General features: G+C 64.6%; 16 protein-coding genes. 8 read left to right on the top strand and 8 right to left on the bottom strand.

What is annotated here, in order from left to right; translation table 11 throughout:
* Positions 1-304 precede the first annotated feature (304 nt).
* Both BraRD5C2_RS20460 and BraRD5C2_RS20465 read left to right on the top strand, forming a co-directional pair.
* Positions 305-3484 (top strand): efflux RND transporter permease subunit, encoded by a 3180-nt coding sequence (locus BraRD5C2_RS20460; protein ID WP_223970755.1) that lies wholly within the window; start codon positions 305-307, stop codon positions 3482-3484.
* Complete coding sequence (locus BraRD5C2_RS20465; protein ID WP_223970756.1) at positions 3471-4673, top strand: efflux RND transporter periplasmic adaptor subunit; 1203 nt, start codon at positions 3471-3473, stop codon at positions 4671-4673. The genes BraRD5C2_RS20460 and BraRD5C2_RS20465 overlap by 14 nt, the downstream gene beginning before the upstream one ends.
* Before the next feature lie 264 nt (positions 4674-4937).
* Here the strand turns inward: BraRD5C2_RS20465 and BraRD5C2_RS20470 are convergent, their stop codons facing one another.
* Positions 4938-6449 carry an acetyl-CoA acetyltransferase gene (locus BraRD5C2_RS20470; RefSeq protein WP_223970757.1) on the bottom strand — a complete coding sequence of 504 codons (1512 nt, stop codon included), beginning with the start codon at positions 6447-6449 and terminating at the stop codon, positions 4938-4940.
* Positions 6450-6588: 139 nt separating this feature from the next.
* Positions 6589-7722 carry a nitronate monooxygenase gene (locus BraRD5C2_RS20475; RefSeq protein WP_223970758.1) on the bottom strand — a complete coding sequence of 378 codons (1134 nt, stop codon included), beginning with the start codon at positions 7720-7722 and terminating at the stop codon, positions 6589-6591.
* 282 nt (positions 7723-8004) lie between these two features.
* On the opposite strand from BraRD5C2_RS20475, the gene yghU reads away from it, so the two are divergent.
* Positions 8005-8883 carry a glutathione-dependent disulfide-bond oxidoreductase gene (gene yghU, locus BraRD5C2_RS20480; RefSeq protein ID WP_223970759.1) on the top strand — a complete coding sequence of 293 codons (879 nt, stop codon included), beginning with the start codon at positions 8005-8007 and terminating at the stop codon, positions 8881-8883.
* A 103-nt stretch (positions 8884-8986) separates the two neighbouring features.
* On the opposite strand, the gene BraRD5C2_RS20485 is transcribed toward yghU, so the two are convergent.
* The 5 genes from BraRD5C2_RS20485 to BraRD5C2_RS20505 all read right to left on the bottom strand — a co-directional run bounded on the left by BraRD5C2_RS20485 (position 8987) and on the right by BraRD5C2_RS20505 (position 13030).
* Positions 8987-9262, bottom strand: a complete 276-nt coding sequence (locus tag BraRD5C2_RS20485; protein WP_223970760.1) for a GNAT family N-acetyltransferase — start codon at positions 9260-9262, stop codon at positions 8987-8989.
* Positions 9263-9271: 9 nt separating this feature from the next.
* Complete coding sequence (locus BraRD5C2_RS20490; protein ID WP_223970762.1) at positions 9272-9889, bottom strand: flavin reductase family protein; 618 nt, start codon at positions 9887-9889, stop codon at positions 9272-9274.
* A 153-nt stretch (positions 9890-10042) separates the two neighbouring features.
* Positions 10043-11320, bottom strand: coding sequence for an acyl-CoA dehydrogenase family protein (locus BraRD5C2_RS20495; protein ID WP_223970781.1), 1278 nt, complete (start codon positions 11318-11320; stop codon positions 10043-10045).
* Between the two features lie 170 nt (positions 11321-11490).
* Positions 11491-11868, bottom strand: coding sequence for a VOC family protein (locus BraRD5C2_RS20500; protein WP_163153214.1), 378 nt, complete (start codon positions 11866-11868; stop codon positions 11491-11493).
* A gap of 379 nt (positions 11869-12247) precedes the next feature.
* Positions 12248-13030: an SDR family NAD(P)-dependent oxidoreductase gene (locus BraRD5C2_RS20505; RefSeq protein ID WP_212311162.1), complete on the bottom strand. Its 783-nt coding sequence runs from the start codon at positions 13028-13030 to the stop codon at positions 12248-12250.
* A gap of 151 nt (positions 13031-13181) precedes the next feature.
* Here BraRD5C2_RS20505 and BraRD5C2_RS20510 point away from each other — a divergent pair, with 151 nt between their 5' ends.
* The 3 genes from BraRD5C2_RS20510 to BraRD5C2_RS20520 are packed head-to-tail and all read left to right on the top strand — an operon-like array spanning position 13182 to position 15338.
* On the top strand, positions 13182-13976 hold the full coding sequence (locus BraRD5C2_RS20510; RefSeq protein WP_212311161.1) for an enoyl-CoA hydratase/isomerase: 795 nt from the start codon (positions 13182-13184) through the stop codon (positions 13974-13976).
* A complete protein-coding gene (locus tag BraRD5C2_RS20515; RefSeq protein ID WP_223970764.1) occupies positions 13973-14959 on the top strand; it encodes a phosphotransferase family protein in 987 nt (328 codons plus the stop codon). The genes BraRD5C2_RS20510 and BraRD5C2_RS20515 overlap by 4 nt, the downstream gene beginning before the upstream one ends.
* 1 nt (position 14960) lies before the next feature.
* A complete protein-coding gene (locus BraRD5C2_RS20520; protein ID WP_223970766.1) occupies positions 14961-15338 on the top strand; it encodes a DUF6285 domain-containing protein in 378 nt (125 codons plus the stop codon).
* A 129-nt stretch (positions 15339-15467) separates the two neighbouring features.
* Here BraRD5C2_RS20520 and BraRD5C2_RS20525 read toward each other — a convergent pair whose 3' ends face one another.
* On the bottom strand, positions 15468-16247 hold the full coding sequence (locus tag BraRD5C2_RS20525; protein ID WP_223970768.1) for an enoyl-CoA hydratase-related protein: 780 nt from the start codon (positions 16245-16247) through the stop codon (positions 15468-15470).
* 220 nt (positions 16248-16467) lie between these two features.
* On the opposite strand from BraRD5C2_RS20525, the gene BraRD5C2_RS20530 reads away from it, so the two are divergent.
* Together BraRD5C2_RS20530 and BraRD5C2_RS20535 are read left to right on the top strand one after the other, a co-directional pair.
* Entirely contained in the window at positions 16468-17742 is a 1275-nt protein-coding gene (locus BraRD5C2_RS20530) for an acyl-CoA dehydrogenase family protein (protein WP_223970770.1), read from the top strand.
* Between the two features lie 25 nt (positions 17743-17767).
* The gene (locus tag BraRD5C2_RS20535; protein ID WP_223970774.1) at positions 17768-18241 is read left to right on the top strand and encodes a GFA family protein; all 474 of its coding nucleotides are present in this window, start codon (positions 17768-17770) and stop codon (positions 18239-18241) included.
* Positions 18242-18477: the final 236 nt, after the last annotated feature.

Here is an 18477-nt window from a genome sequence, read left to right on the forward strand (position 1 = left end):
CTACATTTTCGCAGAGCAGCGATGCGTTAGCCTCCTGACGGCCGAAACGGCGTGCTCGGCCGGCGCACATTCGCAGCAGAGCCGTCTCTTTTTTGACGATGATCCGAGCGCGATCGGCGGCACTGTGCCCCGCGTACCCGATCCGAGCGCACGGCTTCACGTGCTATGCCAAGGAAGTGAAGGCCGCCGCGGCTCCGCAGGTTGGCGTTTTGCCCGTCATCGGGTAAATCGGCCGCTGCGGAACGGCTTTTGCAATGTCGATTCCGCTGCCCGGGGCGGGCTTCATTTCGGGAATGCTGCTTTTATGATCGCACTGGTTCGTATCGCGCTGAGCCGGCCATATACTTTCGTCGTGCTCGCGATCCTGCTGTTGATTATCGGACCGTTGGCGGCGATGCGCACGCCGACCGACATCTTTCCCGACATCCGCATCCCGGTGATCGGCGTGGTCTGGCAGTACACCGGTCTGCCGCCCGACCAGATGGCCGGCCGCATTACTTCGCCGTTCCAGCGCGCGCTGACCACGACGGTCAACGACATCGAGCACATCACCGCCAACTCGTATAACGGGTTCGGCATCATCAAGATCTTCTTTCAGCCCAATGTCGACATCCGCACCGCCAACGCGCAGGTCACCGCGATTTCGCAGACCCTGCTCAAGCAGATGCCGCCGGGCGCGACGCCGCCGCTGATCCTGAACTACAGCGCCTCCACGGTTCCGATCATCCAGGTCGCATTGTCGGGCGAAGGCCTGACCGAGCAGAACCTCGCCGACATCGGCATCAACCAGCTGCGCACGCCGCTGGTCACGGTGCCTGGCGCCGCGATCCCGTATCCGTTCGGCGGCAAGCAGCGCCAGGTCCAGATCGATCTCAATTCGACCGCGCTGCAGGCGCGTGGCCTGTCCGGTCAGGACGTCGCGAACACGCTCGCGGCACAAAACCTGATCACACCGGTCGGCACGCAGAAGATCGGCAATTTCGAATACACCGTAAACCTGAACAACTCGCCGCTCCGGATGGAGGAGCTCGGCGACCTGCCGATCAAGCAGGTCAACGGCGCAATGGTCTATGTCCGTGATGTCGCCACCGTCCGCGACGGCAACCCGCCGCAGACCAACATCGTCCATGTCGACGGCAACCGCTCGGTGTTGATGATGGTGCTGAAGGCCGGCGCCACCTCGACGCTCGATATCATCTCCGGCATCAAGCAGAAGGTGATCGACGTCAAGGACCAGATGCCGGACGCGCTGAAGATCGGCTTCATCGGCGACCAGTCGGTGTTCGTCCGCGGCGCGATCACCGGCGTCGCCTTCGAGGGTGTGATCGCGGCGCTGCTCACGAGCGTGATGATCCTGTTGTTCCTCGGCAGCTGGCGCTCGACCGTCATCATCGCGGTGTCGATCCCGCTGTCGGTGCTCGGCGCGATCATCATGCTGTCCCTGATCGGCGAGACGCTCAACATCATGACGCTCGGCGGCCTTGCGCTCGCGGTCGGCATCCTGGTCGACGACGCCACGGTGACGATCGAGAACATCAACTACCACCTGGAGCAGGGCAAGCCGGTCGAGCAATCGATCCTCGACGGCGCCAACCAGATCGTGACGCCGGCCTTCGTCTCGCTGCTCTGTATCTGCATCGTGTTCGTGCCGATGTTCTTCCTGACCGGCGTCGCGCGCTTCCTGTTCGTGCCGATGGCCGAAGCTGTCATGTTCGCGATGATCTGGTCGTTCATCCTGTCGCGCACCCTGGTGCCTACCATGGCGAACTATCTGCTGCAGGCGCACGTCCATCACGAGGGCGCGCCGCCGAAGTCGCGCAATCCCCTGGTGTGGTTCCAGCGCGGCTTCGAGGCGCGGTTCGAGCGCATCCGCGGCGGCTATCACGGTTTGCTCGCGATGGCGCTCGGCCACCGCAAGGTGTTCGTTGGCGGCTTCCTCGCGGTGGTCGCCGTCTCGTTCCTGCTGGTACCGTTCCTGGGACGCAACTTCTTCCCGTCGGTCGATGCCGGCAACATCCTGATGCATGTCCGCACCCAGGTCGGCACCCGCGTCGAGGAGACCGCCAACCAGCTCGCCGACATCCAGAAGGCGATCCGCAAGCTGGTCCCCGGCGAGATCGAGACCATGACCGACAACATCGGCATGCCGATCTCCGGTATCAACATGACCTACAACAACACCGGCGTGATCGGTCCGCAGGACGGCGACATCCAGATCCGCTTGAAGGAAGGCCACAAGCCGACGGAAGAGCATGTCCGCACGCTGCGTGAGCAATTGCCGCGGCTGTTCCCGGGCACCAGCTTCGCGTTCCTGCCGGCCGACATCGTCAGCCAGATCCTGAACTTCGGCGCGCCGGCGCCGATCGACCTGCAGATCCGCGGTGCCAATCTCGACGCCAACTTTGCTTACGCCAACAAGCTGCTGGCCAAGATCAAGCGCATCCCCGGCATTGCCGACGCGCGGATCCAGCAGTCGCCGAACAATCCGACCTTCAACATCGACGTTGACCGCACCCGCGCGCAATATGTCGGCCTGACCGAACGCGACGTCACCAACTCGCTGGTCGTCAATCTTGCCGGCTCTTCGCAGGTCGCGCCGACCTACTATCTCAACCCCGATAACGGCGTGTCCTATTCGATCGTGATGCAGACGCCACAATACCAGATCGACTCGCTGAGCGCGCTGCAGACGCTGCCGATCACCGCGACCGGCAACACCCAGGCGCCGATCCTCGGCGGCATCGCCGACATCAAGCGCGCGACCTCGAGTGCGGTGGTGTCGCAATACGACATCCAGTCGCTGGTGCAGATCTACGCCACCACGCAGGGCCGCGATCTCGGCGGCGTCGCGACCGATGTGCGCAAGCTGATCGCCGACACCGCCAAGGAGGTGCCGAAGGGCTCGTCGGTGGTGCTGCTCGGTCAGGTGCAGACCATGAACTCGGCCTTCACCGGCCTCTTGTTCGGCCTGCTCGGCGCGGTCGTCTTGATCTACTTCCTGATCGTGGTGAACTTCCAGTCCTGGTCGGATCCGTTCGTGATCATCACGGCGCTGCCGGCAGCACTTGCCGGCATCGTCTGGATGCTGTTCACGACCCAGACCACGCTGTCGGTTCCGGCGCTCACCGGCGCCATCATGTGCATGGGCGTCGCGACCGCCAACAGCGTGCTCGTGATCAGCTTCGCTCGCGAGCGCTATGAGGAACTCGGCGATCCCGTCGCGGCGGCGCTGGAGGCCGGTTTCGTCCGGTTCCGCCCGGTGCTGATGACCGCGCTCGCCATGATCATCGGCATGGCGCCGATGGCGCTGGGGCTCGGCGAGGGCGGCGAGCAGAACGCCCCTCTGGGCCGCGCCGTGATCGGCGGCCTGATCTTCGCCACCTTCGCGACGCTGATGTTTGTTCCCGTGGTATTCAGTATGGTACACAAGAAGCAGGGCGCCAAAGCCGCCGCCTCATCGGAGATTCCGCATGCAGCCCACTGAACAGCGCCCACCGGTGTCCCGCCGGAGATTGGGCATATTCGGCGTGGTTGCATTGGTCGGCGCAGGGCTGATCGTCGGCACGGGGATCCGCGCCCGCGAGGAGCAGGACACCAGGCTGAAGCAATGGACCGATGACCAGGCCGTTCCGACCGTTGCGGTGGCGCTACCCAACGCCAAGGCGCTGAGCCCCACGATCGACCTGCCGGGCCGGCTCGAGGCCTATTCCCGCGCACCGATCTTCGCCCGGGTGTCCGGCTATTTGAAAAACTGGGACGCCGACATCGGGGCCCGGGTCAAGGCCGGCCAGGTGATCGCGGAGATCGAAGCGCCCGACCTCGACCAGCAATTGCTGCAGGCGCGCGCCGATCTCGCCAGCGCCCAGGCCTCGGCCAAGCTTTCAGAGGCCACGCTGACCCGGCGCAAGACGCTGGTCGCCTCGAACTTCGTCTCCGCCCAGGAGATCGACGAGCGCACCGCCGACCTCTCCAACAAGAACGGTGCGGTTAGGTCCGGCCAGGCCAATGTCGAGCGGCTGGAAGCGCTCGCCGGTTACAAGAAGATCACGGCGCCGTTCGATGGCGTGGTGACCTCGCGCGACACCGACGTCGGCGCGCTGATCAATGCCGGGGGCAACTCGGGTCCGGCGATGTTCACGATCTCGGACATCACCAAGCTGCGCGTCTACGTCAACGTGCCGCAGAACTACGTTCCGGCGATCAAGATCGGCGCCAAGGCCTCATTGGTATTGCCGGATTACCCGAACCGCACCTTCCAGGCGACGGTCGAAGCCTCCTCGCAGGCGGTCGATGTCGCCTCCGGCACCACGCGGATGCAGCTCGGGCTCGACAATTCCTCCGGCGAACTGATGCCGGGCAGCTATGCCAGCGTGAAGCTCAATTTGCAGCGCGAGGCCGCGCCGCTCAGCATTCCTGCCAGCGCGCTGATCTTCAACAGCAGCGGCCTGCGCGTCGCGACCGTCAGCCCCGATGACAAGGTGCTGTTCAAGACCGTGAAGATCGGCCGCGATCTCGGCAAGGAGATCGAGATCGCCTCGGGCCTCGCCCCCGACGACCGCATCATCACCGCTCCGCCGGACGGACTCGCCGACGGCGATCATGTCCGCGTCACCGGCGCCGGCGCCAAGGGCAAGCCGACGACGGCGTCGGAAAAGCAGGACGTGAAGGGGTAGCTTCCCCTTCGTCATGCCCGGCCTTGTCCCGGGCATTTCTGTTTTCAGCCGATGCGTGGGGCGGGCGGCCCTTACCTCGCCCCGCTTGCGGGGAGAGGTCGGATTGCATCGCCCGATGCAATCCGGGTGAGGGGTACAGGTCTCACCACGTTCCGAGCTCGCGGAAGCAGCCCTCACCCCAACCCTCTAAGAGCGAGCTTCGCTCGTCTCGACCCCGCAAGAGCGGGGCGAGGGAGTCTTACACCGCGTCCGGGGCCAGAGGTCTTATCCCACCCGCCATTCCCGCACACCATCGCTCGCCGTGACGATGTCGCCCGTGCTGCCGACCGGCGTGCGGTCGAGATCCTGCAGATAGGTCAGCGTCGCCGTGTCGCTCGCCGGGATGCGGCCGAGCGTGCGGCGGCCGTCTTCGGTGCGCAGCATGGTGACGCCGTGCTCGACCTCGCCATTGGCGCGATAGATCACGGTGAAGGCTTCGACCTTGCCTTTCCCTGTCGCCTCGGCGGTGAAATCGGGCACGGTGCGGCGGTGGCGGTCCGCCTCCGCCTGCACGCTCGTGTCCTGCTTGAGTGCCGTCGTCGGCGCCGCGCGCGACAGCACGAGGCCATGATGCTTGGTGACGAAGCCGCCCTGGCCGTAGAGCAGGCCGAGCGTGCCGCCGTTGCGCAGCTTGCGCACCATCGCGCAGGCCGAATGCGTCATGTAGGTGTTGAGCGGCGCGCCGAAGAACGTCAGACCGCCGGTCACGGTCGGCTGCACGTCGGCGCCGAGGCCGAGCGTCCGGCGCGCCATCTTCGGCACGCAGGGGAAGCAGCTATAGAGCTCGATCGCATCGAACTTCCTGCCGTCGCCGCCGACGAGATCCATCACCGCCTTCAGCACCGCATTCTGCGCGTGGCTCTCGACGAACTGGTCGCGGATCAGATAGTCGCGCGGCTCTTCCGCCGAGGCGCCGCCGAGCGGATAGATCAGTTTGTCCTCGGGCACGCCGGCGGCGCGCGCTTTCGCCAGGCTGGTCAGGATCAGCGCGCCACCCATGTTCACCGTCGGGTTCGCCACCATCAGCTTGGTGTAGGGCCAGGCGATCATCCGGTTGTCCGGCGTCGCGGTCGTGATCTCGTCGCCGGTGAAGCGCTTCTTCAGCCACGAGTTCGGATTGTCGGCCGCAACTCGCGCGTAGGTCGACCACAGATCGCCGGACTCCTTCAGCGCCTCGCGCGGCGTCTGGCCCCAATGCGCCGAGGTTGCGGACTCATAGAGCGGATAGACCGTGATCGGCCGGAACACGCCGAGCGCAACGGCCAGCGGCTTCTGGAACGCGGCGCCGCGCTTCGGCTCCTCCACGTCATGCGCGAACGGCGTCCACGGCAGTTCGACGCCGGCGCGCTGCGCCTTGGTCGCGGTCGACTGCGCCTCCGCACCGCAGACCGCGGCAACGCTGCATTCGCCACGCGCGATGCGCTGCGCCGCCTCGTGCAGGTAGCGGATCGGGCTCTCGCCGCCGACCGGGCCGTAGTAGAGATGCGCGGGCGCGATGCCGAGCCGCTGCGCCAGCTGCTTTTCGGGATCGCGATAGCGCCAGCTCAGGAAGTTGACGACGTCGAGCGACTGCACGTCGGAGAGCAGTTTTGCGCCGCTGTCGGCCTCGGCGCGCTTCAGCGCCTCTTCCAGCAGAGTGAGCGGCTCTAGGCCGGCGGCGATGTCCTTGGGACGATCGACGATCTCGCCAACGCCGACCATGACGGGAATGCGGTCTTCGGGGATGCTGTTCGACATTCTGGTTGCTTCACTCCGGGATATTGATTTGGTGGCTAATTGGTCGTCATTGCGAGGAGCGAAGCGACGAAGCAATCCATTCTCCACCCGGGGCGAGTTGGATTGCTTCGCTTCGCTCGCAATGACGGCGGTGGCCGTATCACTCCGCCACCAGCGCGTTCATGTGCTCGACGGCCTCGACGAATTCTTCCTTGAACTCCTGCACCACGGCGCCCGCCGACTTCACGCTGTCGACCAGGCCGACGCCCTGGCCGACGAAGTAGCTGACGAGGTCGCGCGCCTTCTCGTTGCCGGCCGCAGCGGCGCGGTCGATGGCGTTGAAGGCGTCGCGGCTGATGATGCTTTGCAGCGGCATCGGCAGCGCGCCGGGGCTATCCGGTGAGCGGTCCCAGGCGTCGGTCCACACCGAGCGGAGCTGCCGCGCCGGCTTGCCGGTGCGGCCCTTCGAGCGGATCGCATCGCGCGAGGACGCCGCGATCATCTTCTCGCGGAATATCTCCGAGGTCTCCGACTCCACGGTGGCAAGCCACACCGAGCCGGTCCAGGCGCCGGCAGCGCCCATCGCCATGCAGGCCGCCATCTGGCTGCCGGTCATGATGCCGCCGGCGGCGAGCACCGGCACGTCGCGGATCTTCCTGACCGCCTTGATCACCTCGGGGACCAGCACCATGGTCGAGACTTCGCCGCAATGACCGCCGGCCTCAGTGCCCTGCGCGACGAGGATGTCGACGCCGGCTGCGACTTGACGCAGCGCATGTTCCTTGGAGCCGACCAGCGCCGCCACCGGCACACCGTGCTTGCGGCCCATCTCGATCATCGCTCTCGGCGGCACGCCGAGTGCGTTGGCGATCAGCCGGATCGGATGGCGGAACGAGACCTCGAGCAATTGCAGCGCGGTCTCGGCGTCGAACGGCTGCGGCTGGTTGTCGGCGACACTCTGCGCCGTGAGCTCGATGTTGTATTTCTTGAGGAGATTGCGGGTGAAATCGCGATGCTCCTGCGAAACGCGTTTCTCGAGGCTCTTCCAGGTGACGTTCTTCTCACCCGCGGTCGAGATATTTTCGGGGATCAGCACGTCGATGCCGTAGGGCTTGCCGTCGACGTGATCGTCGATCCATTTCAATTCCTGCTCCAGCGTCTCCGGCAGATACCGGGTCGCGCCGAATACGCCGAAGCCGCCGGCGCGGCTGACCGCCGCCACAACGTCGCGGCAATGGCTGAAAGCGAGCAGGGGAAATTCGATTCCCAGCATGTCGCAGATCGGTGATTTCATGGACTGGTTTTCTCCCGGCAGCCGTTTTTTGTGCTTGTTGGCATCAGGCTTCCGCGACGCTAGCGCATCATGGATGGTCAAGCCAAGCCGGTTTCCACTACGGCGATCTTGCGCGGAGGCGCTGCTCTGGCTGCATCCCTCGCGACGCATTCCGCAAGGTAGAAAATGCGAGAGCACGGGCTGGGCAAAGCCGAGCACACCCACCATCTAGTGCGAGCATACGGATGGGCACGACGGTCGCCGGCCCAACCTTTGGAAAAACATAAACCGGGAGCCAACGACGTGACTGACACCTCTGCCTACGAGCCGCCGAAAGTCTGGACCTGGAACAAGGAGAGCGGCGGGCGCTTCGCCAGCATCAACCGGCCGATCGCGGGCCCGACCCATGACAAGGAATTGCCGGTCGGCCGTCATCCGCTGCAGCTCTATTCGCTGGCGACGCCGAACGGCGTCAAGGTCACCGTGATGCTGGAAGAACTGCTGGCGGCGGGCCACAAGGGCGCGGAATACGATGCCTGGCTGATCAAGATCGACGGCAACCAGTTCGGCAGCGGTTTTGTTGCGGTCAATCCGAACTCGAAGATTCCGGCACTGATGGACCGCAGCGGACCGGAGCCGATCCGGGTGTTTGAGTCGGGTTCGATCCTTGTCTATCTCGCGGAAAAATTCGGCGCGTTCCTGCCCACTGATGTGAAGACCCGCGGCGAAACCTTCTCCTGGCTGTTCTGGCAGATGGGCTCGGCGCCGTATCTCGGCGGTGGCTTCGGGCATTTCTATGCCTATGCGCCGACCAAGATCGAATACGCCATCGACCGCTTTGCGATGGAGGTGAAGCGCCAGCTCGACGTGCTCGACCGCAGGCTCGCCGACAACGAATATCTCGCGGGCGACGTCTACACCATCGCCGACATGGCGGTGTGGCCGTGGTATGGCGGTCTGGCCAAGGGCCTGCTCTATGGCGGCGGCGAATTCCTCTCGGTGCAGGACTACAAGAACGTGCAGCGCTGGACCGATGCGATCGCAGCACGGCCCGCGGTGAAGCGCGGCCGCATGGTAAACCGCACCTGGGGCGAGCCGTCGAGCCAGCTCCACGAGCGGCATGACGCCGGCGATTTCGAGACCAGGACGCAGGACAAGATCGGCGAGCAGGCGGCGTCTTGATTGCGCGATAGCTGCGTAGGGCGGATTAGCGAAGCGTAATCCGCCGTCGTGTGCAGACAAATCGGCGGGTTACGCTTCGCTAACCCGCCCTACGCGCTACACCCTATCCCAACAAATCGTTGTACTCCGGATGTTTCGTCATGAAGCCCTGGATGAACTCGCATTTCACAACGAGCTTGATCTTCTGCGCGCGCACGGCGTCGAGCGTCGCGCGGGCGAGCTTCGAGCCGATGCCGCGGCCGCCGAGCTCCGCCGGCACCTCGGTGTGCACAAGCGTGATGGTATCCGGCGTCTTGCGGTAGACCACGAAGGCGGTGGCGCCATCGACGGCGAGTTCGAACCGGCTCTGCGCCGGGTTGTCGCGGAATGCTTCGCTCATTGTCTTGTCCTATTTCTTCTTTGCGCCCTCGGCCACGGGAAACACCACGCGGTCGTCGGTGCGGCAGTAGCGGTCGGCGAACATGCGACCGATCGGGTGGTAGCGCTCCATGTGGACGCGCATCGCATCACGATCCCACAATTCGTCGCGGATGTGGAAGTGGATGCCTTCGCCCATGATCAGCTGGCGGTCGCCATTGACGTCGATCAGCTTCCAGGTTTTGCACTCCATCGCGAACGGTGCGTCGGCAAGCCGCGGGACCGCGATCTTGCTGGAGGGCGCGAGCTTCAGGCCGAGATAGTCCGGCTCGCCGATCTCGGGCGGGAAATCGCCCGAGGTCTCGTGCATCGCACGCGCCAAGGGCTCGTCGGTGAGGTTGACCACGAACTCGCCCAGGCGTTGGATATTGACTAGGGTGTCCTTCTCGCGGCCGTCGGGCCTGCGGTTGACCGCGAACATGCAGAGCGGCGGATCCTCGCAGAACACGTTGAAGAACGAGAACGGCGCCGCGTTGACCACGCCGTCGGCGCTCTGGCTCGTCACCCAGGCGATCGGCCGCGGCAGCACGAAGGAGGTCAGCACCTTGTAGCGTTCGCGCTGGCTGAGGTCGCTTGGGGAATATTCCATGGGACGTCCGAAAACGTAGGGCGGGTTAGCGAAAGCGTAACCCGCCGCCGGCCGTTCGGAAAGCAAAAGGCGGGTTACGCTTGCGCGAACCCGCCTTGCAGACTTGCTTCCTCACCACGCCCCGCGAAGAGCGGGGAGTGGGGGGCGCATCGACTACGTCATGCTCAGTTCGTGGCGGCCGACCACCATCCAGTGCACCTCGTCCGGACCGTCGGCGAAGCGCAGATGGCGGACGTCCTGGTACATTTCGCCGAGCGGGGACCACTGCGAGATTCCGGTGGCGCCGTGCATCTGGATCGCCTGGTCGATCACCTTGCAGGCGCGCTCGGGAACCATGGCCTTGACCATCGAGACCCAGACGCGGGCTTCCTTGTTGCCGAGCACGTCCATCGCCTTGGCGGCCTTCAACACCATCAGCCGCATCGCTTCGATCTCGCAGCGGGCCTGGGCGATGATCTGCAGGTTGCCGCCGAGATGGGCGATCTTCTTGCCGAACGCTTCGCGGGTCAGGCCGCGCTGCACCATCATGTCGAGCGCCTTCTCGGCCTTGCCGATGGTGCGCATGCAGTGATGGATGCGGCCGGGGCCAAGGCGGACCTGCGAGATCTCGAAGCCGCGGCCTTCGCCGAGCAGCATGTTGTCCTTCGGCACCTTCACATTGTTGAAGCGCAGATGCATGTGGCCGCGCGGCGCATGGTCATGGCCGAACACGTGCATCGGGCCCAGGATCTCGACGCCGGGGGTGTCGATCGGCACCAGGATCTGCGACTGCTGCTTGCTCGGCGCCGCATCGGGATTGGTCTTCACCATCACGATCATGATCTTGCAGCGCGGATCGCCGGCGCCGGAGATGTAATACTTCTCGCCGTTGATCACCCACTCGTCGCCGACAAGCTTTGCGGACGTCGAGATGTTCTTGGCGTCGGAGGAGGCGACGTTCGGCTCGGTCATCGCATAGGCCGAGCGGATCTCGCCGTTGAGCAGCGGCTTCAGCCACTTCTCCTTCTGCGCCTTGGTGCCGACGCGCTCCAGCACTTCCATATTGCCGGTGTCGGGCGCCGAGCAGTTCATGGTCTCGGACGCGAGCGGGCTCTTGCCGAGCTCGGCGGCGATATAGGCGTAGTCGAGGTTGTTGAGGCCATCGCCGGTTTCGGCGTCGGGCAGGAAGAAGTTCCAGAGACCGACCTCCTTGGCCTTGTCCTTGGCCTTCTGCAGGATCGCGAGCTGTTGGTCCGTGAAGCTCCAGCGGTCGGTCTTCTTCTCGCCGGCGCGATAGAACTCGACCGACATCGGGTCGACGGTGTCGCGGATGAACTGCTTCACATGGTCGTAGAGCGGACGGACCTTGTCCGACATGCGGAGGTCGTTGAGCTCGTCGCCCGGATTGAGCGTGTAGTTCGTGGTGCGCGGCACATAGGCATGCTTCATTATCGTTTCTCCCGTCGCGAAGGCGCGTTCGCGGCGGACAATAAACGCGTGCGGCGCGAAGCGCGAGTACCGATTTTCCTGATGTCTCTACCGCATCGCGGAATTTCGCGACGGCGTTTCAAACGTTGTTTGGACGCCGCCGCGTACAGCGTGAAAAGTCCGGCGGACGCCGGTTAGGTCATCCGGTGCATCGCGCAGATCTTGTTGCCGTCGAGGTCACGCAGATAGGCGAGATAGAGCTTGATGCCGCCTCCCTCGCGCACGCCCGGCGGGTCTTCGCAGGGCTTGCCGCCATTGGCGACGCCGGCCGCGTGCCAGGCATGGACCTGCTCCGGCGACGAGCAGGCAAAGCCGATCGTGCCGCCATTGGCGTGCGTCGCCGGTTCGCCGTTGATCGGCTTGGAAACCATGAAAATGCCGGCCTTGGTGAGGTACATAATGCGGTGACCGTCGACCCGGGCCGGCCGGACATCGAGCGTGCCGAGCAGCGCATCATAAAACGCCTTGGCCTTGTCCAGATCGTTGGTGCCAACCATCACGTGTGAAAACATCTGAAATATCCTCCCTGTTGTTGACGAAAGCCGCTTTGTCGCGTGCCTGCCGCTCGAACGCTTAGCAGCAGTTTCGCCGCGACGGAAGCGACGCGGCGTCGCGCCGCGCACTCTCCCGTCGTCATTCCCCGGTGCGCAATTGTTCACCTGTGCGTGCAAAGCGCGAGGCCGGAATCCATTCATCCGATGCGGTTGTATGACTCACAGCCCGTGCAACAAATTCGATGTCGTCCCGGCGAAGGCCGGGATCCGTAACCACAAATGGTCGTTGCTGCGCGATGCTGGAATGACGAGTCCCGTTCGCAGCATCCGCCGCGGCGTATGGGTCCCGGCCTTCGCCGGGACGACGGCGGTGAATGTGGCCGCCGCAAGAGCCAGACTAGAACGCCGTGTACCCGCCATCGATCACAAAGCAGTCCGCCGTATGATAGGACGACGCCTTGCTCATGAGGTAGACGGCGATGCCGCCGAAATCGCTCGGCTCGCCGAAGCGGCGCACCGGGATGCGCGGCATCACATTGGCGACGAACTTGTCGTTGGCCATGATGCCGGCGGTCATGTCGCTCTTGATCCAGCCGGGCAGGATCGCATTCGCGGTGACGCCATGGCGGGCAAGCTCGACTCCGAGCGCGCGGCACAGCGCGTTCAGCGCGGCCTTGGTGCCGGCATAGTGCTCGTTGCGTGCGGTGCCGAACAGCGAGGCGAGGCTCGAGGTCGCGACCAGCCGGCCGAATTTGTCGCCGGCCTCGGCGCGCTCGGTCATGTGACGTGCCGCAGCCTGGAATACGTGAAACACGCCGTCGAGATTGGTCGCGAACATCTTGCGCCATTCCTCCTCGGTGCGGTCGATGAAGGAGCGGCGTCCGCCGCCGCCGATGCCGGCATTTGCGAAGCAGCCGTCGACGCGGCCGAAGGTGTCGAGCGTCGCCTTCATCGCGGTCTTGACCGAGCCGGGATCGGTGACGTCGCAGAATTGCGTCGCGACCTTGCCGGGCCCAGCCTTCATCGAGGCCGCGGCGTTAGCGTTTTTTTCCGCGTTGCGGCCCCAGATCGCGACGTTGCAGCCGGCTGCGTTCAACGCCTGCGCGATGCCGAGGCCGATGCCGCCGTTGCCGCCGGTGATGACAGCAACGCGGCCGGTGAGATCGAAGATGCCACTCATTGGGGTTTCCATTTGGTTTGGTGCGCGCTAATCACGCGTTCACGGATGGGCTTGCCGCCGACCATGGACAAGCCCGGCACAAAAATCAAATATGGGTCGAAGCATCGACCTACCGCGGTACCCACCGCCGAAGCAACGTAAAGAGGAAGCCATGCAGTTCAAGCACGTCACGCTCGACTTCGACGGATCGGTCGCGATCCTCAAGCTCGACCATCAGGAAGTCATGAATGCAGTGTCGATCGACATGCTGGGCGGCCTTGCCGAGGCGCTCGATGCGATCGACGACAAGCGCGACGAGGTGCGCTGCCTGGTGATCACGGGCGCGGGCCGCGCCTTCTGCACCGGCGCCAATCTGCAGGGCCGCAACCAGCAGCAGAAGCCCGGCAAGAGCAACGCCGGCGCGGCGCTGGAGACCGCGTTCCATCCGTTCCTGCGCCGATTGCGTAAGCTGCACTGTCCGATCGTGACCGCGGTGAACGGTCCGGCCGCCGGTGCCGGCATGAGCTTCGCGCTGATGGGCGACCTCATCCTGTGCGCGCGCTCGTCGTATTTCCTGCAAGCGTTCCGCCGCATCGGCCTGGTGCCGGATTGCGGCTCGACCTGGCTGCTGCCGCGGCTGATCGGCAAGGCGCGTTCGGTCGAGCTGTCGCTGCTCGGCGAGCGGCTGCCGGCCGAGAAGGCGCTGGAATGGGGCCTCGTCAACCGCGTCTATGACGACGGCGCGCTGATGGAAGAGACCATGAAGCTTGCGCACGATCTGGCCAACGGCCCGACGGTTGCACTGTCGCTGATCCGAAAACTCTATTGGGACAGCCCGGAAAACACGCTCGAGGATCAGCTCAATCTGGAATTCGAGTCGCAGCGGATCGCGGGCCGCGCCGAGGATTTCAAGGAAGGCGTCACCGCGTTCCTCGAGAAGCGGCCGGCGAAGTTCACGGGCAAATGATCGAGACCGAACTCACCCGCTGCGTCGCGTCGTTTCATCCGGGCGCGACCGGCGTCACCGGCGCCGCAAAGCTCTCCGGCGGTGCCAGCCAGGAGACCTGGACGTTCGACATCGTGCACCCGAGCGGCACGATCGGCGCGATCCTGCGCCGCGCGCCGCCGGGCTACGGTGCCGCGCCCGGCCGCGCCGCCGGCCTTGAGGCCGAGGCGACGCTAATGCAGCTCGCGCATGACGCGGGTCTGCCGTCGCCGAAGGTGATGCATGTCTTGACGCCGGAGGACGGCCTTGGCCGTGGCTTCATCATGGCGCGGGTCGAAGGCGAGACTATCGCGCGGAAAATTTTGCGCGACGAGGAATTTGCCAAGGCTCGGCCGATGCTGGCGCGCCAGCTCGGCCGTATCATCGCCGGCATTCATGGCCTGCCGCGGGCAAAATTGCCGCAGCTGCGCGGCCTGACGGCAACCAAAGAGATCGAGGATCTCGCCCGCGAGTATCACAGCTTCAACTGGCCGCGGCCGGTGTTCGATTTGGCGCTGCGCTGGCTGCGCGATCACGATCCCGGTCCGTCGTCCGAGGTGACGCTGGTGCATGGCGATTTTCGTCACGGCAATCTGATCATCGGCCCCGACGGGGTGCGCGCGGTGCTCGACTGGGAGCTCGCGCATACCGGCGATCCCATGGAGGATCTCGGCTGGATCTGCGTCAATTCGTGGCGCTTCGGCGAGATCGACAAGCCGGTCGGCGGCTTCGGCTCCCGCGAGGACCTGTTCGCCGGCTACGCGGAGGCCGGCCGCAAGGTCGACCCCGATCGCGTGATGTTCTGGGAAGTGATGGGGACGCTGCGCTGGGGCGTGATGTGCTGCGGCATGATGCAGCGCTTCCGCCTGGGCCCCGATCATTCGATGGAGCGCGCGATGATCGGGCGGCGGGCGTCGGAGACCGAGATCGATCTGCTTAGGCTACTGGCACCGAGAGGCCGTTGAGATGCAGGACGAACCGACACCCACTGAACTGATCAAGGCCGTCGCCGATTTCCTGCGCAACGAGATCGCACCCGCGATCAAGGGGCACAACAGCTTCAAGCTGCGCGTCGGCATCAACGCGCTCGATCTGGTGACGCGGCAGCTCGTGCTTGCCGAGGCCGGCGATGCGACCGAGGCCGCGCGGCTGAAGGCGCTGCTCGACACGGATGGCACGCTGATGGAGCTCAACCGCGCGCTCTCGGAGAAGATCGCAGGCGGCGAGGTTGATCTGAAGACAGCCGGGCTATCCGAGCATCTCTGGCAGACCACGATGGACAAGCTCGCGGTCGATCAGCCGAACTACGCGTCGTACAAGAGGGAACTGGGGAATAAGGTGTAGCAAATATCCAAGTTCGTCATTCCGGGATGCGCCGATAGGCGCAGGCCCGGAATCCATACTCACGATGGTGGTTATGGATTCCGGGCTCGTCGCTTCGCGACGCCCCGGAATGACGGAAGGAGAGAGCGCTTACCGCCCCAGCCACTTCGGCGGGCGCTTCTCCGAAAACGCCTTCGGGCCCTCGATGTAGTCCTGCGAGGCGGCCATCGCCTTCACCGCCGGATAGTCGCGCTGCTCGGCCAGCGCCTGCTCCAGCGAGACTTCGAGGCCATTCTGGATCGCTTGCTTGGAGGCACGGATCGACATCGGCGAGTTCTTGGCGATGGTCTCGGCCCAGCGCTCGGCGGCCGCCAGCGCCTCGCCCTGCGGCACCACCTCATTGACGAAGCCGAGCTCGAGGCCCTCCTTGGCGCTGACATGGCGCGCGGTCAGGATCATGCCCATGGCGCGCTTCAGCCCGATCTGGCGCGGCAAGCGGTGGACTCCGCCAGCGAGTGCCGCAAGGCCGACGCGCGGCTCGGGCAGGGCGAAGGTGGCATTCTCCGATGCAATGATCAGGTCGCAGGCCAGCGCGATCTCGAACCCGCCGCCCATTGCGACGCCATTGACGGCGGCGATGATCGGCTTGTCGCAGTCGAAGCGGCTGGTCAGGCCGGCAAAGCCGCCCTTGTCCCAGCCGCGCTTGCCGCCGGCGGCCTGCCATTTCAGGTCGTTGCCGGCGCAGAACGCCTTGTCGCCGGCGCCGGTGACGATCGCGACCCACTGCTCGGGATCGGCGGAGAAGTCGTCGAACACCTTGTTGAGCTCGAAATGCGCGTCGATATGCAGCGCGTTGTAAACCTCGGGCCGCGACAGCGTCACGATGGTGATGGGACCCTTGCGCGTCACCTTGGAGAATTTCAGATCCATGTTTGCTCCCGTCGATTTTCTGCGGCGAAGAATATGGCCACTATCCTACCGCCTGCGCCTCGTTCCGTGCCATCCAATTACGCAACGCGACCGCGCGCGCAAGCGTCACCGGCCTGCTTGACTTGGCGGCGTGCTTCTCACCTTAATCGATCCGAACGCGGCTACGCGATAGCGTCTAAACGCAAAACCAGAATCAACAATATCTTCGGGAGTGACCGCCTTGGATTTCAATCTACCGGCTGACCTGACAGCCTATCTCGCCGAGCTCGATCGCTTCATCGAACGCGAGGTCAAGCCGCTGGAAGCGGCTGACGACAACATCCGCTTCTTCGATCATCGCCGCGAATGGGCGCGCACCGATTTTGAGAAGGGCGGCCTGCCGCGCCATGAATGGGAATTGCTGCTGCGCAAGGTCAAGAACCTGGCCGATGCAGCGGGTCATCTGCGCTTCGCGATCCCGAAGCGTTACGGCGGCAAGGACGGCTCCAATCTCTGGATGGCTGTGATCCGCGAGCATTTTGCCTCGAAAGGTCTCGGCCTGCACAACGACCTGCAGAACGAGCACTCGATCGTCGGCAATCTTCCGCTGGTCACCATGCTCGATCGCTATGGAACCGACGAGCAGAAGGCGATGATCGACGGCTCGATCACCGGCAAGTACCGCATCACGTTCGGCCTGACCGAGCCCGAGCATGGCTCCGACGCCACGCACATGGAGACCAGGGCGGTGCAGGCCACCCGCGACAACGTCAAGGGCTGGATCATCAACGGCGAGAAGATGTGGACGACAGGCATGCATGTCGCGACGCATTGTGCGCTGTTTGCCCGCACCTCCGGCAATGACGGCGACGCGCGCGGCATCAGTTGCTTCCTGGTGCCGGCGAAATCGCCGGGCGTGAAGGTCGAGGAGTATATGTGGACCTTCAACATGCCGACCGATCATCCGCGCGTCAGTTTCACTGACGTGTTCGTGCCGGAGGATGCGCAGTTCGGCGAGGTTGGCCGCGGCCTGTCGCTGGCGCAATGTTTTGTCCATGAGAACCGCATCCGTCAGGCGGCAAGCTCGCTCGGCGCTGCGGTCTATTGCATTAATGAAAGTGTGAAGTATGCGCGCGAGCGAAAACCGTTCGGCAAGGCGCTGGCCGAGAACCAGGCGATCCAGTGGCCGCTGGTCGAGCTTGCGACCCAGACCGAGATGCTGCGGCTGTTGATCCGCAAGACGGCGTGGGAGATGGATCAACTGACCCAGGCGCAGGTCGAGCACACGTTGTCGGACCGGGTCTCGATGTGCAATTTCTGGGCAAACCGGCTGTGCTGCGAGGCCGCCGACCGCGCGATGCAGGTGCATGGCGGCATGGGTTATTCGCGGCACAAGCCGTTCGAGCACATCTACCGCCACCATCGCCGCTATCGCATCACCGAAGGCAGCGAGGAAATCCAGAAGCGCAAGGTGGCGGGCTTCCTGTTCGGCTACATGGGCGCCGGCAAGCACTGAGGCCTCAACCGAGGAGGGGCACGGCATGGAAGGCGGATGCACCTGCAGAAACGTCCGCTACCGCCTCAACGGCAGGCCGCTGATCGTGCACGCCTGTCACTGCACCTGGTGCCAGCGCGAGACCGGCACCGTGCATGCGCTCAACGCGATGTACGAAGCCGAGCGGGTCGCGCACATCGCGGCCGAGCCGGAGATCGTCGACACGCCGTCGGCGAGCGGCAAGGGCCAGAAGATCGCCCGCTGCCCGCGCTGCAAGGTCGCGGTCTGGAGCAACTATCCGGGCTCGGGAGTGGCAGTGCGCTTCGTCCGCGTCGGCACGCTGGATGATCCGGGCCAGTGTCCGCCTGACGTCCACATCTTCACCTCGTCCAAACAGCCCTGGGTGACGTTCCCGCCCGGCGCAAAAATGTTCGCGGAGTATTACGATCGGAGAGAGGTCTGGCCGAAAGAGGCGCAGGAGCGTTGGCGCGTTCTGCGGGAGAACGCGAGGAAGACCTGATACGCGACGTTCCCTCCCGCGTCGTCCCGGCGAAGGCCGGGACCCATAACCACCGCCGCTTGTTGTTGAACCACGCTGGGGCCGCATCCGTCTCGCCAACTGCCCTTTGTGGCAATGGGTCCCGGCCTTCGCCGGGACGACGGAGGGCTAGTTTTGCTCTTTCAGGAGGTTGTCCATCTGGTCTGAACCGAGGAAGCTGAGGTTGCGAAGCTTCAGTGTTCCAAGGAAAGACCAGA

The organism is Bradyrhizobium sp. RD5-C2, from assembly GCF_019972155.1.
Classification (GTDB): Bacteria; Pseudomonadota; Alphaproteobacteria; order Rhizobiales; family Xanthobacteraceae; genus Bradyrhizobium.